The sequence below is a fragment of the Aphanothece microscopica RSMan92 genome (assembly GCF_046613545.2).
In the GTDB taxonomy this organism is placed as follows: domain Bacteria; phylum Cyanobacteriota; class Cyanobacteriia; order PCC-6307; family Cyanobiaceae; genus NIES-981.
Genome location: NZ_JBKKKY020000065.1, coordinates 1 through 14,294, shown reverse-complemented (window position 1 = coordinate 14,294; position 14,294 = coordinate 1). Strand labels below are relative to the sequence as shown.

Annotated in this window: 14 protein-coding genes; 9 read left to right on the top strand and 5 right to left on the bottom strand. The window is 68.7% G+C overall.

The genetic code is table 11. The annotated features are described in order from the left end of the window. Positions 1–185, bottom strand: a 185-nt coding sequence (locus ACLD7X_RS13910) for a hypothetical protein (RefSeq protein WP_425625231.1), incomplete at its 3' end; no start/stop codon positions are given. Between the two features lie 56 nt (positions 186–241). On the opposite strand from ACLD7X_RS13910, the gene ACLD7X_RS13905 reads away from it, so the two are divergent. Both ACLD7X_RS13905 and ACLD7X_RS13900 read left to right on the top strand, forming a co-directional pair. Then, a complete protein-coding gene (locus ACLD7X_RS13905) occupies positions 242–865 on the top strand; it encodes a chorismate lyase (RefSeq protein WP_411424252.1) in 624 nt (207 codons plus the stop codon). A 78-nt stretch (positions 866–943) separates the two neighbouring features. After that, positions 944–1,462, top strand: a complete 519-nt coding sequence (locus ACLD7X_RS13900; protein ID WP_411424251.1) for a hypothetical protein — start codon at positions 944–946, stop codon at positions 1,460–1,462. Here the strand turns inward: ACLD7X_RS13900 and ACLD7X_RS13895 are convergent. The 3 genes from ACLD7X_RS13895 to ACLD7X_RS13885 form a co-directional block, all read right to left on the bottom strand. Then, positions 1,402–1,923, bottom strand: coding sequence for a DUF1269 domain-containing protein (locus tag ACLD7X_RS13895; protein ID WP_411424250.1), 522 nt, complete (start codon positions 1,921–1,923; stop codon positions 1,402–1,404). The two genes, ACLD7X_RS13900 and ACLD7X_RS13895, sit on opposite strands and share 61 nt — an antisense overlap. A 28-nt stretch (positions 1,924–1,951) precedes the next feature. After that, entirely contained in the window at positions 1,952–2,656 is a 705-nt protein-coding gene (locus ACLD7X_RS13890; RefSeq protein ID WP_411424249.1) for a hypothetical protein, read from the bottom strand. Between the two features lie 157 nt (positions 2,657–2,813). Next, complete coding sequence (locus ACLD7X_RS13885; protein WP_411424248.1) at positions 2,814–3,362, bottom strand: SprT family zinc-dependent metalloprotease; 549 nt, start codon at positions 3,360–3,362, stop codon at positions 2,814–2,816. Between the two features lie 56 nt (positions 3,363–3,418). Here ACLD7X_RS13885 and ACLD7X_RS13880 point away from each other — a divergent pair, with 56 nt between their 5' ends. Further along, on the top strand, positions 3,419–3,838 hold the full coding sequence (locus ACLD7X_RS13880) for a hypothetical protein (protein ID WP_411424247.1): 420 nt from the start codon (positions 3,419–3,421) through the stop codon (positions 3,836–3,838). Positions 3,839–3,859: 21 nt separating this feature from the next. Then, positions 3,860–5,959 (top strand): NAD-dependent DNA ligase LigA, encoded by a 2,100-nt coding sequence (gene ligA, locus ACLD7X_RS13875; RefSeq protein ID WP_411424246.1) that lies wholly within the window; start codon positions 3,860–3,862, stop codon positions 5,957–5,959. Here ligA and ACLD7X_RS13870 read toward each other — a convergent pair. Continuing rightward, entirely contained in the window at positions 5,956–8,694 is a 2,739-nt protein-coding gene (locus tag ACLD7X_RS13870; protein ID WP_411424245.1) for an HAD-IC family P-type ATPase, read from the bottom strand. The genes ligA and ACLD7X_RS13870 overlap by 4 nt on opposite strands. 140 nt (positions 8,695–8,834) lie before the next feature. Between ACLD7X_RS13870 and ACLD7X_RS13865 the strand changes: the two genes are divergently transcribed. From ACLD7X_RS13865 to ACLD7X_RS13845, 5 genes are all read left to right on the top strand, one after another. Then, positions 8,835–10,463, top strand: coding sequence for a mechanosensitive ion channel family protein (locus tag ACLD7X_RS13865; RefSeq protein ID WP_411424244.1), 1,629 nt, complete (start codon positions 8,835–8,837; stop codon positions 10,461–10,463). Positions 10,464–10,562: 99 nt separating this feature from the next. After that, a complete protein-coding gene (gene mscL, locus ACLD7X_RS13860) occupies positions 10,563–10,943 on the top strand; it encodes a large conductance mechanosensitive channel protein MscL (protein ID WP_411424243.1) in 381 nt (126 codons plus the stop codon). A gap of 277 nt (positions 10,944–11,220) precedes the next feature. After that, positions 11,221–12,702 carry a DUF1254 domain-containing protein gene (locus tag ACLD7X_RS13855; protein WP_411424242.1) on the top strand — a complete coding sequence of 494 codons (1,482 nt, stop codon included), beginning with the start codon at positions 11,221–11,223 and terminating at the stop codon, positions 12,700–12,702. Between the two features lie 366 nt (positions 12,703–13,068). Continuing rightward, positions 13,069–13,500 (top strand): hypothetical protein, encoded by a 432-nt coding sequence (locus tag ACLD7X_RS13850; RefSeq protein WP_411424241.1) that lies wholly within the window; start codon positions 13,069–13,071, stop codon positions 13,498–13,500. 95 nt (positions 13,501–13,595) lie between these two features. Further along, positions 13,596–14,294, top strand: a 699-nt coding sequence (locus ACLD7X_RS13845; protein ID WP_411424240.1) for a hypothetical protein, incomplete at its 3' end; no start/stop codon positions are given.

The following is a 14,294-nucleotide window of genomic DNA, read 5'->3' as shown; positions in this document are numbered from 1 at the left end:
GCCATGCCGGGAGGGAGACCGAGGTGGCCCCCGTCGAGCAGCCCGATGGCGCGAAACCGGCGTTGCAGCGGCACCAGGGCCCGCACCGTCGCTGACACACCGGTGTAGCGGCGGTGGAGGTTGGTCACGACCACCGGCGGCAACCCCGGCGCCGGGATCGCGGCTTCGGGGCCAGCCTCTGTCATGGCCGCGGCCACCCGGTGCGATTTCTAGGGTAGGCAGGCCCCGTTGGCGAACCTGGATGCCGGTGGCAGCCCCCGCCCCATCGCCCACGTTGCTGTGGCAAACGGCCCTGGTGGGCGGCACCCTGCACGACTCCGTGTGCCCCTCGCTCAGCGGTCCCTGGCGGCTGCTGCTGCTGGGCGACGGCAGTCCGACCCGGCATCTCGAGTCGCTGACCGGACTGCCGGTGGAGATCGAGCTCATCGCGATGGCGCCCCAGCGGCGGGCCGACGACGACGGGGCCAATCCACCGGCCGAAGTGGAAGAGCTGGCCTCGCCGCTGCTGCGACGCCAGGTCTGGCTGCGCTGCGGCGACCAGACCCTGGCCTGGGCCGAGAGCTGGTGGAACCAGGCGCTGGCCGAGGAACATCTGCAGCGGCGCGATCAGCCGATCTGGCGCAGCCTGACCGCCAAGCGGGCCGAGCTGTTCCGCGAGGTGGATGGCCTGGCCAGGGTCGATGCCCCCTGGTTGGCGGATCGCTTCGGCCGGCCGGGCCCCTTCTGGAGCCGCCACTACCGCTTCTTCCGGGGGGGCCAGCCGCTGACCGTGATCCGCGAGGTCTTCTCCCCCCGGCTGGAGACCTGGCTGGGACCGGCGACCGATCGCGATGGCCACCGTCCTATCGGTTTGCAAACTTGGTAACAGGTTGATACGAGCGCCAATTGACAGATTGACGCACTGCATGGTGTCCGGATCATTGGGACCTCTCGCGGTGGCGTCATGGTGCCCCAGTTCCCCAGCTCCGCTGGCCCCGATCCCACGGCCCAGGCCGACTGGCTGAATCTCACCGACCTGGGCCGGCTCTACGGCATCTCAGCCGTGCTGTGCGGCCGCCTGCTGGCCCATGCGGGCCTGCGGCAACCCAACGGCGCCCCCACAGCCGCGGCCCTCCACGACGAGCTGGCCCTGCAGCCCCACCCCCACGGCCAGCACCGCAATGCCCTGTGGAGCCGCCAGGGCTGCGGCAGGGTGCTGGAGGCGGAAGGCCTCCGTCCGATGGGCCAGAACAGGCTGGTCCAGCTCTGGGCCGATCTGCTCGAAGCCCTGGTGCACGGTTCGCCGGCGATCAGCACCTCGGCGGCCGAGATGGCCGTGGAGCTCCCGCGTGAGCTGGTGCGTCCGGTGAACCAGGAGCTGCGCGAGCGCGGCACCGGCTTCCAGGTGCCGCTGCGCCGGGCTCAGCCCAGGCGGAGTGCTTCTGCCTGCTTGCGGGCCCGATCCAGCAGTTCCCTCAGCTGATCCTCGTCGGTGTGGCTCAGGTTGGTGCGCAGCAGCCTGGCGTGGGGGGCGTGGGCGCGCAGACGCTCGATCACACGGTCGGGGGTTGCCTCGCGAACCAGCAGGCAGAGGGCGGCAGATCCCTGGGGCAGCGTCTCGCCGAGTTCCCGCATGAAGCCGTCGTTGATGCCGATGTCGGAGAGGGAACCCGAGGCGGCACCGACACCGGCCCCCACCGCCGCACCCAGCAGGGGGTTGAGAAAGAGCAGGCCCACCAGGGTCCCCCAGAAGCCGCCGCCGAGAGCCCCGGCGGCGGTGAGGTTGAGGGCCTGGCGCAGATGCACCTGTCCTTCCGCATCGTGCTCCACCACGACGGCATCCTCCAGGGCGATCAGCTGCTCGCGCTGGATGTCGACCAGCTCGCGCCGCACCTCCTCGGCTTCCTCCACCTTCGGGAAACCGACCACCACCAGGCTGCTCATGGACCACGTTCGGGTGGTCCAACGCTAATCAGGGAGAGCGGCGGCGGCTCGAACGGGGCATGGGCCGTGCCCCACGGCTATCGGGCCTGGACGGGGCATCGGGCGGGGGCGAGGACAGCGGACCAGCCGCCGCCGGGCGTTGCCAGCGGGGCAGGCTGAAGCTCTGCGGATCGGGCCAGGGGTCCTCTGCAGCGACCGGATCCGGAGGAGCGGCGACCGGATCCGGAGCGGCGACGGGCTCCGGCGGCAGGGGCCGGCCAGGGGCGGCTGAGATGCCGGCAGGCGTGCCCGCAGGCGGCCGGCGGGAGATGGCCTCCAGGCGCCGGCGGCCATCCTTCGCTCGGAAGACGGGCGCAGGCGAGGCCGCTGGCGGCGCAGTGGCTGGCTCGGGACGGGGATCCCCCGGTCCCGAGCGCTCCCGCCCGACCTCCTGCCAGGGCTCACGCCAGTCGTCGTCGTCCTCGAGAATCCAGTCGAGCTTGTTCTCGACCCAACGGCCCAGCTCGTTGAGGCGCGGCAGTGGGGCGGCTCCACGGCCGGTGCCCCGCGCTGGCGGACGCGAGCCCGGGCGAGCCCCGGAAACCCCATCGACCAGCTGACGCCCTGCCGAGACCAGCCTGTCCAGCCCCTGCTCCAGGCGATCGCCGCCAGGGCGGCCGGAATCCCGGCCCATCGGCCCGCGGGGAGCCGGCCCGCGAGGGGGGAACTCAGGGTCGGACCAGGAGTCGCGCATCGGGCGCCTTCAGGAACTCAACGCTACCGAGCTGCGGTCAGCGGCGCCGGGTCGCCAGCCAGCGCTCCCGGCCCAGGCCCACCAGGGCGATCGCCACCCCACCGAATTCCAGAGTCCAGAGGAAAACGCCCACGGGGTGGCTGCGGTCGGAGTGACCCTAGGCGGCCTCCAGGAACTCCAGCAGACAACTGGGATGCCAGCTGCCGCCGTGGTGGCGTTCACAACAGACGCGGCAGGCCAGGCCGCGCACCCGCCGGCGGTAGGGGGCGGTGATGCCGCAGCGGGGGCAGCGGGCCAGCCAGCGGTGGGTCGGGGTGCCGCCGCCGGGAAGGGGGTAGCGGTGCCGCAGGCTCACGGTGAACTCGGCCTGGGCGGCGTTGATGGCCGCCATGCGGCCGCGGAAGCAGGGGCCGTGCACCTCCTCGACCCGCAGCACCCGGTCGGTCCAGGCGTGGATCATCTCGTGGCAGAGGGTGCTGAGCAGGGCCTGCTGGGGCAGCGGCTCCAGCAGGGGGCGCGAGAGCACGATCTCGCAGAGGGGGCGACCATCGGCGTGGCGCCCCCGGCGGTAGAGCCCGGCGGTGCGCCGCATCCGGCCGTCACTCCAGCGCAGATCCACCAGGGGAGCGCCACCGGGGGCAAGGCTGCCCTCGAAATGCTCGCGGTTGAGGCGGTGGAAGAGGGGCAGCAGGGGCTCGAGGGGCACGCCGGGGGGCCTGGTCAGTCAGACTCTGGGGCCATTCAACACAGGTTCAGCGGCCTATGGACTGGGGTCTGACCCGCGAGATCGGCACCAAGGCCCTGCTGGCCGGTGCCGGGGCCCTGCTCCTCTACTGGACGATCACGGCGGTGAAGCTGGTGCTGAGCGCCCGCGGCATCAATCCGCTGCTCAAGCAGTTCTTCACCCAGGTGGCCAGCGGTCAGGTGGACGGGGCCTACCTGCTCACCACCAAGAACTACCGCACCCATGTGAACCGCAAGCAGTTCATCCAGTACCTGGCGGGCCTGAAGCTCAACCGCTACCGCAACCTCAAGTCCGGCCGGCCGCGGCTCCAGGAGGGGCAGCTCATCCTCACCGTGAAGCTGCTCACCGACGCCAAGGAGGAGCTGCCGCTCGACTTCACCTTCGTGAAGGTGGACGAGCAGTGGCGCATCGACCGGATCAAGACCGTGGCCAGCTGAGCTGCGCCCCCCTGGCCGCCCGTGACCTCCGCCTCCCCCGACGCCGGTGACCCGCGGGCCCGGGTCGCCGAACTCCGCCCCCTGCTCGCCCGGGCCGCCCACGCCTACTACGTGCTCGATGCCCCCGTCATGGAGGACGCGGTCTACGACCGGCTCTACCGGGAGCTGGCGGACCTCGAGGCGGCCCACCCCGAGCTGATCACGCTCGACAGTCCCACCCAGCGGGTGGGGGGGACCCCGGCGGAGGGCTTCACGAGCGTGGAGCACCGCATCCCCCTGCTGAGCCTCGACAACGCCTTCTCGATCGAGGAGCTCGAGGCCTGGTACACCCGGCTGCTGAAGGTGCTCGACCGCCTGCCTGAGGGCGAGGCTCCCCGCCCGGCCCTGGCCATGGTGGGGGAGCTCAAGATCGACGGCAACGCCCTGGCGCTCAGCTACCGGGAGGGCGTGCTGATCCGGGCCGCCACCCGCGGCGACGGGGAGCGGGGCGAGGAGATCACGGCCAACGTGCGCACGATCCAGAGCGTGCCGCTGCGGCTGCCGCTGGCGCAGCCTCCCGCCTGGCTGGAGGTGCGCGGCGAGGCCCTGATCCCCGATGCCACCTTCGCGGCCATCAATGCCGAGCGGACCGAGCGGGGCGAGCCCCCGTTCGCCAACCCCCGCAACGCCTGTGCCGGCACCCTGCGCCAGCTCGACCCGAAGGTGGTGGCCGCCCGCCATCTGGATTTCTTCGCCTACACGCTGCATCTGCCTGAGGACTGGCAACCGGGCGGGGGGGATCCGCCGCGGCCCGGTGACCAGTGGGGCAGCCTGCAGTGGCTGCGGGCCGCGGGCTTCAAGGTGAACCCCAATGCCGAGCTGCTGGGGGATCTGGCAGCGGTGGAGGCGTTCTTCGGCCGCTGGGAGGAGGCGCGCCGGCAGCTCCCCTACGCCACCGACGGGGTGGTGATGAAGCTCAACGACCTGCGCCTGCAGGCCGACGCCGGCTTCACCCAGAAGGCCCCGCGCTGGGCGATCGCGCTGAAATACGCCGCCGAGGAGGCCCCCAGCCGGCTGCTGCGCCTGGTGGCCCAGGTGGGCCGCACCGGCGTGGTGACGCCGGTGGCGGAGTTCGAGCCGGTGCCCCTGGCCGGCACCACGGTGAGCCGCGCCACCCTCCACAACGCCGACCGGCTGGCGGAACTCGACCTGCACAGCGGCGACACGATCGTGGTGCGCAAGGCCGGCGAGATCATCCCGGAGGTGGTGCGGGTGCTGCCGGAGCTGCGGCCGGCCGGGGCCCGGCCACTGGAGCTGCCCAGCCGCTGCCCGGAATGCGGCTCGGAGCTGGTGCGCGAGTCCGGCGAGGCCGCCACCCGCTGCGTCAACAGCAGCTGTCCGGCCATCCTGCGCGGTTCCCTGCGCCACTGGGTGAGCAAAGCGGCGCTGGATGTGGACGGCCTGGGCAGCAAGCTGATCGAGCAGCTGGTGGATCGCGGCCTGGTGCGGGCCATCACCGATCTCTACCGGCTCGATGCGGCCCTGCTGGCCAGCCTGGAGCGGATGGGGGAGAAGTCGGCCGCCAACCTGGTGGCGGCCCTGGCCGCCTCGAAGCAGCAGCCCTGGCACCGCCAGCTCTACGGGCTCGGCATCCACCACGTGGGGGAAGTGAATGCCAAGGCGCTCGCCCGGGCCTTCCCCAGCGCCGACAACCTCGCCGCCGCCGCCGCCGAGACCCCGGAGCGCATCACCGCGGTGTTCGGCATCGGCGCGGAGATCGCCCAGAGCCTGCAGCAGTGGTTCCATACGCCGGCCAACCGGGATCTGCTGGCGGCGCTGGCGGCCCAGGGGTTCAGCCTGGCGGCCGAGCCGCAGCCTGACGGGGAAGGGCGTGGAGCGGAACAGCCGGAGGGAACACTGACAGGCAAGACCTTCGTGCTCACCGGCACCCTGCCGACCCTGAGCCGCCGCGAGGCCCAGGACCTGATCGAGGCGGCCGGCGGCAAGGTGACGGGGTCAGTGAGCAAGAAAACCTGCTACGTGGTGGCCGGCGAGGAGGCCGGCAGCAAGCTCAGCAAGGCCGAGAGCCTGGGGGTCGCGGTGCTGGATGAGGCCGGACTGCGCCAGCTGCTGAGCGGTTAGGCATCGGGGTCGAGGCGGTGGGCCAGCCAGGCCACCGGCAGCATCGCCACCATCGCCAGGCCGCACATCGCCAGTTCCGGAGCGCCGATCGGCTCGGTGCTGAACAGGGTGTTCATCGGCCCCCACTGGCTGAACACCACCTGCAGCAGCACAGCCACGCCCACGCCGAGGAGCAGCTGGGGAGCGCGGGCCAGGCGGATGGAGGGAGCCCGCAGGCGCCACGCCAGGGTGCGCCCCAGCTGGCTCACGCTCAGCAGGTAGACGATGCGGGCCGCCACCAGGGCCTGGATGGCAGCGGTGCGGGCCAGCTCCAGGCTGCCGCCACCGCCGCGCGCCCACTCGAACACCCCGAAGATCAGCAGCCAGTTGTACAGCGACACCACCAGGATCCGGCGCAGCAGGCGCGGCGTGATCAGGGGCTCGCCGGGGTCCCGCGGCGGCCGCGCCATCGTGTCGGCCGCCTTGGGCTCGAAGGCGAGCGGCACCGTCATCGTGATCGAGTTGATCATGTTGAGCCACAGCACCTGGAGGGCCAGGATCGGCAGATCGCGGGCCAACAGCGCACTGATCAGGATCGTCATCGACTCGCCGCCGTTCACCGGCAGCAGGAAGGCGATCGCCTTGCGCAGGTTGCGGTACACCGTGCGCCCCTCCTCCACCGCCGCCTCGATCGAGGCGAAGTTGTCGTCGGTTAGCAGCATGTCGGCGGCCTCGCGGGCCACCTCGGTGCCGCCCCGGCCCATGGCGATGCCGATGTCGGCCTGGCGCAGGGCCGGAGCGTCGTTGACGCCATCGCCCGTCATCGCCACCACCGCGCCGCCGGCCTGCAGGGCTTCCACCAGCTTCAGCTTCTGGGCCGGCGCCACCCGTGCGAACACATGCCCGTCGCGGGCCGCCGAGGCAAAGGCGGCGGCATCCATGGCGCCGAGCTCCTGACCGGTGAAGGCCCGCAGCCCCTCAGCCCCGAGAGCGCCGATGCCCATGCGGCCGGCGATGGCGGCGGCGGTGGCGGCGTGATCGCCGGTGATCATGCGCACCGAGATACCGGCGCGCTGGCAGGCCTCCACGGCACGGATCGCCTCCGGCCGCGGCGGATCGAGCATGCCCTGCAGACCCAGAAACACCAGATCAGCGTCCAGATCGCCGTGGTCGAGGGCGTGGCGGTGGTGGGGCAGCACCCGGGAGGCAAAGGCGATCAGCCGCAGGCCCTCCCCGCCCAGATCATCCACCCGATGAAGAACGGCCTCGGCATCGAGGGGCACCACGGCGCCATCGGCGGCAAGCATGCCGCTGCAGCGCGGCAGCAGCGCCTCTACCGATCCCTTCACCTGCAGCAGCCGCTCCGGCCCGTCGTGGAGGGTGGCCATGTACTGGTAGTCGGAGGCGAAGGGAATCGCATCGAGCCGGGGGAAGACCGGCTCCAGCCCGGCCTGGGTGAGACCGCCCTTCTCGGCCGCCGCCAGCAGGGCCGCCTCGGTGGGGTCCCCTTCCATGGTCCAGGCGCCGTGCTGCTGCCTGAGGCGGGACTCGTTGCAGAGCACGCCGCAGCGCAGCACCTGCTCCAGCGCCGGCGGCAGGGGATCCACCACGGCTCCGTCGCCGTCGAGCAGGTCGCCATGGGGGCTGTAGCCGGTGCCGCTCACCCGGTAGCTGACCCCACCGGCCACCACCACCTGCACGGTCATCTGGTTCTCGGTGAGGGTGCCGGTCTTGTCGGAGCACACCACCGTGGCGCTGCCCAGGGCTTCCACGGCCGGCAGCTTGCGGATGATGGCGTGGCGAGCGGCCATGCGGTTCACGCCGATGGCCAGGGTGATCGTGACCACCGCCGGCAGGCCCTCTGGAATGGCGCTCACCGCCAGGGCGACGGCGGCCTCGAACACCTCGGCGAAGGGCTGGCCGCGGCCCAGGCCGATGGCCAGGGTGAGGGCCGCCACCGCCAGGATGAACATCAGCAGCACCCGGCTGAAGCGGGCGAAGCGACGGGTGAGCGGGGTGCTCAGCGACACCCGCTGCTGCAGGGAGCGTGAGATCTCCCCCATCTCACTGGCCTCACCGGTGGCCACCACCACACCCCGCCCCTGGCCGAAGGTCACGTAGCTGCCGGCGTAGGCCATGCAGCGGCGATCGGCCAGGGGTGTGTCGGCGGGCAGGGGCGCCAGGGTCTTGGCCACGGGCAGGGATTCGCCGGTGAGACCCGACTCGTCGATCTGCAGCTCACGCGCCGCCAGCAGGCGCAGGTCGGCCGGCACCTTGTCGCCGGCCGCCAGCAGCACCACATCGCCCGGCACCAGCTCCCGGGAGGGAATCCTCAGGGTCTGGCCATCGCGCAGAACGGTGGTTTCGGTGCTCACCGAGCGGGCCAGGGCGGCGATGGCCCCTTCGGCACGGGCCTCCTGCACATAGCCGATCACGGCATTGACCACGGCCACCGCCGTGATCACCACGGCATTGGTCCAGGAGCCCAGCAGCGCCTTGATCAGACCGGCCGCCAGCAGGATGTAGATCAGGGGCTGGTGGAACTGCAGCAGCAGCTTCAGCCAGGCCGGCTGGCCGGGCAGCTCCGGCAAGGCGTTCCAGCCATGGCGCTCCTGCCTGGAGGCCACCTCACCGGCCTCCAGGCCGTCCCTGGGGTTGGAGCCCCAGTGACTGAGCACCTCCGCGGCGGCCAGGGCATGGGGAGGCGGCACGCCCTGCGAAGCGCCAGCGGGCGCCGACGCGATGGCAGACGGCATGGCATGACCCTCCGCGGGGTGGGACAGCGTTGGCCGCAACCTAATGAGATCCCCGGGGCCTCACCTGAAGGCATCCCCTCCGCACCGCATGCAGAACCGGCCCGGCACCCTGCCTAGCCTGCAGCCCCATGCGCGCCGCCATGAGGTCTGCCCGCCCACGCCTCGGCCCTCGCCCCCCTGGGCTGGTGCCCCTGCTGGCGGCGCTGCTCACCCTGGCCCTGGCCCTGGCGCCCCTCTGGAGCGAGGCCGGCACGACTGCCGCCAGGGCCCAGAGCGCCGAGCCGGCCACGGCTTCAGCCCCGGTGGTGCTGGATGGCCGCACCCTGTTCCGGATCTGGGGGTCACGCCACCTCACCGCCGAGCAGCGCAGCAGCACCGTCAACCAGCGGCTGGAAGACGCGGTGGCCTCCGCCAGACCCGTGAGCCTGGAGGTGCGCCAGAGCAACAACCTGCCGGTGCTGGAGCTCAACGGCCGCACCCTGGTCACGGTCACCGAACGGGACGTGCCGGAGGGGCTGGAGGCACGGGAACAGGCCGAGCTCTGGCAGCGTCAGCTGAATCAGGCGATCGCCACGGCCCAACGGGAACGCAGCCCGGAGCACCTGGTGCGCATGCTGCCCGTGGTGCTGGCGATCCTGCTGGGAGGCCTGGGACTGCACGTCGTCCTGCGTCGCCTCTGGCGGCGCTGGTACCCCAAGGCCCTGGCCCCCCTGCCCACCGAGGGCGAGAGCAGTGACCGCTCCAGCCGGTTCCTGCTGCGCAGCCTGCTGCTGCTGCTGCAATCCGGCATCTGGCTGGGGGCCGCCGCCCTGGTGACCAACCTCTTCCCCCTCAGCCGCCGCCTCGGCGCGGGGCTGCTCGAGGCCACCCGGAGCTGGCTGGAGGCCCCCTTCCTGCCCCTGGGGGCCCGCAGCTATTCGCTGCAGGACCTGGTGGTGCTGGTGCTGCTGTTCGTGGCCCTGGCCCAGATGGTGGGGCTGCTGCAGAGCCTGCTGCGCAAACGGGTGCTGCGGTACACCGGCATGAGCGAGGGGGGCCAGGAGGCCGTGGCCTTCGTGGCGCGCTACGGCCTGCTGCTGGTGGGCACGCTGGTGCTGTTGCAGCTGTGGGGGCTCGATCTCACCTCGCTCACGCTCTTCGCCAGCGTGCTGGGGGTGGGGGTGGGCCTGGGCCTTCAGGGCATCAGCAAGAACTTCCTCAGCGGCCTGATCATCATCTTCGAGCGCCCCATCCAGGTGGGCGACTTCGTGGAGATCGGCGATCTGCAGGGCAGCGTGGAGAGCCTCGGCCTGCGCAGCACCAAGGTCACCACCCTGGATCGGGTGACGATCATCGTGCCGAACTCCGAATTTCTCGAGTCGCGGGTGATCAACTGGAGCCATGGCAGCCCGGTGTCACGGCTGCAGGTGCCGGTGGGGGTGGCCTACGGCTCCGACACCGGCGCCGTGCGCGAGGCCCTGATCGCCGCCTGCCGTGACAATCCCGCCGTGCTGAAGGCGCCACCGCCGCGGGTGTATTTCAGCAGCTTCGGCGACAGCGCCCTGAACTTCACGCTGCTGGTGTGGACGCGGGAGCCTCGCCGCCAGTACGAGATCGTGAGTGATCTCAACTTCCGGATCGAGGCGCTGCTGAGGGAGCGCGGCATCACGGTGCCGTTCCCCCAGCGGGATCTGCACCTCAGTACGGGCAACCTGCGGATCAGCCTGCCCCCCGCCATCGAAGCGGGGCTTCAGGCCCTGGTGGAGCGGCAACGGAACGAGGAGCCCTGAGGCGGCCGAGGGTCGCACAGGAGGTTCCGGCCTGGGCTGGGGCTGGCGCGCCGAAGCGGGCCCGGTAGGTTTCCGCGATCCCCTCGAGGCCCCAGTCCCATGGCTCCCCGCCGCTCCAGCTTCCTGGCCGACTTCAAGGCCTTCATCAACAAGGGCAACGTGGTGGATCTCGCCGTGGCGGTGGTGATCGGCGGAGCCTTCGGGAAGGTGGTGGACGCCGTGGTGAGCCTGGTGATGACCAACCTGCTGGAGCCGGCCCTCAAGGCCGCCCAGGTGGACTCGATCAATGCCTGGCCGGCCGGGGCCGTGCTGGTGGCCCTGATCAACTTCCTGGTGATCGCCTTCGTGGTGTTCCTGATCGTGCGGGCCATCGAGGCGGTCAAGCGCAAGGAGGAAGCGGTGGCTCCGCCCGACACCCAGGCCCAGCTGGCCTCGGCGGTGACCCGGCTGGCGGAGGCGCTGGATCGCCGCGGGCTGTAGGTGGAATCCGTCCAGCGGTTCCCTGGGCGAGCCATGGCGACAGGCGGAGGGTTCTCGCCGCCCTGAGCCATGCCTAGCTTCGGAATGCCGGTCGGCCGCCCCCGGGTTGGGGAGTGGCGCCGGCATCTCCCAGGGCCTCTCTGTGGCGCGGATCACAACAATGCAAGACAACCGGACGGCGGCTCAGGGAAGGGCCGAAGCCCAGGCCCGGCTGCAGCCAGCCCCAACCAGGCGGGGCCCACAGCAACGCCATCCGCGTCGGCTGCTTGGCCTCACCGTGGCATCCATCGTGGCCATGGCGGCGGCAGAAAGCCAGGCCCAGCCGAGGTACGCGCCGGACGTGCCCGCCAGGATCACCACACCGGACACGGTGCAGACCCGCATCGGCACCCTGCGCTTCCAGGACGGCGCGCCCGATCCGGCGACGGTGCAGCTCGCCTACGACCAGATCGACTTCAACCGGGGCATCGAGGCCTTTGTCAGAGGGATGTCGGCCACGTCGGTGTATGCCGCCTGCCGCGGCCTGGAGGACGCGGGTGTGAAGCCCAACGGTGGCATCGGCATCACCGAGCAGCTGATGGACGCCCGTTCCCTCTTCCTGACGCCCAACACCACCACCGTCTACGTGCTGATGTGCGTGAATCTGAAGGACGGGCCGATGGTGGTGCGGGTGCCGCCCCGGACGCTCGGCCCGGTGGACGACGCCGATTTCCGCTGGGTGACGGACGTGGGCGTGACCGGGCCCGACAAGGGCGCGGGCGGTGACTATCTGTTCGTGCCACCCGGCTACCAGGCAAGCCTGCCCCAACAGGGCTTTCACATCGCCAGGCCGCGCACCAACCGGCTGGTGATCTTCTATCGGGTGTTCGTGGAGAAGGGCGATCTCGCGGCCGCCACGGCCGCTGTGAAGGCGAAAGCCGCGGTGTTCCCCTTGGCCCAGGCGGCCAACCCCCCGGCGTCGCCGTTCGTGAACCTCTCCGGCGTGACGTTCAACACGATCAGCGCCAACGATTTCAGCTTCTACGAGGAACTGAACGGCGTGGTGCAGAACGAACCTGCCGACTGGGTGGACCCCGACACCGTGGGCCTGTACGCCGCGATCGGCATCCGCAAGGGGCAGCCGTTCGCGCCGGACGCGCGGTTGAAGAAGACGCTGACGGAGGCCGTGGCGGTGGGCAACGCCTACGCCCGCTCGAACGCCTTCGCGTCCCGCGATCCCCGCACCCGGATCTTCAAGGACCGGCAGTGGACCACGCCCTTCGTGGGGGGGAGCTACCAGTTCCTTTCGGGGGCGGAGCGCCTGCTCGATGCCAGGGCGCTGTTCTTCTATCTCGCCACCGGCATCACGCCCGCCATGAGCGACGCGAAGCCGGGCACGGGCTCGGCCTATGCCCTCACCGTGCGCGACGCTGCCGGGCGCTATCTCGATGGCGGCCGCACCTACGCGGTGACCCTGCCCGGGCCGATTCCGGCGAAGGACTTCTGGGCCCTCACGGTGTACGACAACCAGACCCGCTCGCTGCTGCCGACCGATCAGAAGGCGGCCGGGATCGACAGCAACAGTGCCGGCCTGAAGACGAAGGCCGATGGCGGCGCCACGATCTGGTTCGGGCCCACACCACCGGCAGGCCAGGAGGCGAACTGGGTGCAGACGATGCCTGGGAAGGGCTACAACGTGATCCTGCGGCTCTATGGACCGCTGGAACCCTGGTTCAACCAGAGCTGGCAGCCGGGTGATCTCAGACTTCAGCTGCGATAGCTTCAGCAGTGATGGTGACACTGTCCGGCCAGAGGCCTGGGCTGACGGAGCAGACCACTTCTGTCGCACAACGCACGATGGGTTCACGGACCCGTGAACCAAGCCCACGCCGGAGTGACGAATGACGGGAACCCTTGCGGCAGAATGCTTTCCGCATTTCAGGGCTCAGCCTCGGCGCGCGGTTCACGGAAAGGGATCGCAGGCTTGGGGCGGTTTGCGGAACCGTCCAATGACTAGTTCGGCTTGAGAGTGCCCATGCGAACTAGAACATTACAGCTACTGATTGCATCTGTCGTGGTAATTGGGGCTATTGGCGCTTGTATCGCAGGTTACTTTTTCCTCCCGTCTTTTGACCCTTTTGCAGCGATGAGCCGGCCCGATAACGGCGATGGGACTTATGGATCTAAACCTGCTCACAAATGTTCCACGGTCATAGACGGCTACGAATTTTCGGTTGAACTGAACTTGACCCACCCTTTTCTTGCGGAGTACGAAAAAATAGTTATCGTGATGGATCCTGATGGCGCGGAACTGGCAACTGAAAGATTCATCGACCCTGGCGGGCTTGCTTCTTTCTATGTGTTTCGAGACGAACAGACTATCACTTTCGTTGATGGCCTAGCAGACGGAATTTCAATTCTAAAAAACATCAATAGTGCAAAACGAAATCGACACAATGGTCTTATGGACAAAATTGAGTCCGATAGCATTGGCCGTTGCATGTTTAGCCAGTCGGGCTACACATATCTATCCAAGAAAGAAATTGCAGCGTTAACACCATCGGATAGCGCAGAATAACAATGCGATGCACGCGAAGCCGGACTTGCGCGTGGTTTTGGAATGGATGATCGCTGGTTCCGACTCGGTGATCGCTGCCGTTATGCGATCAGGCTATGATTTATGATACCGACTTTGATAGCCATATATTCGAATGCATAGTCAACAATGCAAGCGGACAATCGAGGCACTGCGCAAGAAACTCTGTACATCACTTAGAGCGCGCCACGAGGCTCAAGGAAATAGATCCAGAAATGGCGGTACTCAGAGCGATAACCGCAGAGGAGGAGGCAGCTACCGCGATCTTTCTTGTCCTTAAGGAGAAAGGCTATCATAATGCCGAGAAAATTCGATTCAAGGATCATGCTTATAAGCATGCCCTGGAGCCATTCCTGCGAGCAATATTTAAGTTTGTAGAGGCGTGGTCGAAAGAACCAGGATTTCCTTTCGGATCTGAATACAGTCTGTTCCTGATTGGGTCGGAGAGCGAGAGAAAACTTTCTTTGTCTTTTCAATTCCAAGGTCAAACGATCACATGCGATCCTCCATTGGGTTTCTCGATTAAACTGAATGACCGAGTCTATTTCTTTGAGCAGGAACTCCTGGAGATTGCTTCAGGCGAGTCACGTCAAGATATCATAAGGTATGTTAAGCGGATGGCAAATCATCGAAACAAAGTCTTGTATGCGCAAGCCAGTGGGATTCCAAATGTTACTGGCATCGATGGATTTCTGGAGCGGAGGCGAGCAGTCGTTGTATCCTTCCTAAGGATCTATGTGCTGATCTATCCCTATACCGATAAGTCAATCTTTGTA

What these genes read in the sequence shown, in the direction of transcription:
- ACLD7X_RS13905 (WP_411424252.1), top strand. Translation starts at nt 242, where the DNA reads ATGCCGGTGGCAGCCCCCGCCCCATCGCCCACGTTGCTGTGGCAAACG.
- ACLD7X_RS13865 (WP_411424244.1), top strand. Translation starts at nt 8,835, where the DNA reads ATGAGGTCTGCCCGCCCACGCCTCGGCCCTCGCCCCCCTGGGCTGGTG.
- mscL (WP_411424243.1), top strand. Translation starts at nt 10,563, where the DNA reads ATGGCTCCCCGCCGCTCCAGCTTCCTGGCCGACTTCAAGGCCTTCATC.
- ACLD7X_RS13870 (WP_411424245.1), bottom strand. Translation starts at nt 8,694, where the DNA reads ATGCCGTCTGCCATCGCGTCGGCGCCCGCTGGCGCTTCGCAGGGCGTG.
- ACLD7X_RS13850 (WP_411424241.1), top strand. Translation starts at nt 13,069, where the DNA reads ATGAGCCGGCCCGATAACGGCGATGGGACTTATGGATCTAAACCTGCT.
- ACLD7X_RS13895 (WP_411424250.1), bottom strand. Translation starts at nt 1,923, where the DNA reads ATGAGCAGCCTGGTGGTGGTCGGTTTCCCGAAGGTGGAGGAAGCCGAG.
- ACLD7X_RS13890 (WP_411424249.1), bottom strand. Translation starts at nt 2,656, where the DNA reads ATGCGCGACTCCTGGTCCGACCCTGAGTTCCCCCCTCGCGGGCCGGCT.
- ACLD7X_RS13900 (WP_411424251.1), top strand. Translation starts at nt 944, where the DNA reads ATGGTGCCCCAGTTCCCCAGCTCCGCTGGCCCCGATCCCACGGCCCAG.
- ACLD7X_RS13880 (WP_411424247.1), top strand. Translation starts at nt 3,419, where the DNA reads ATGGACTGGGGTCTGACCCGCGAGATCGGCACCAAGGCCCTGCTGGCC.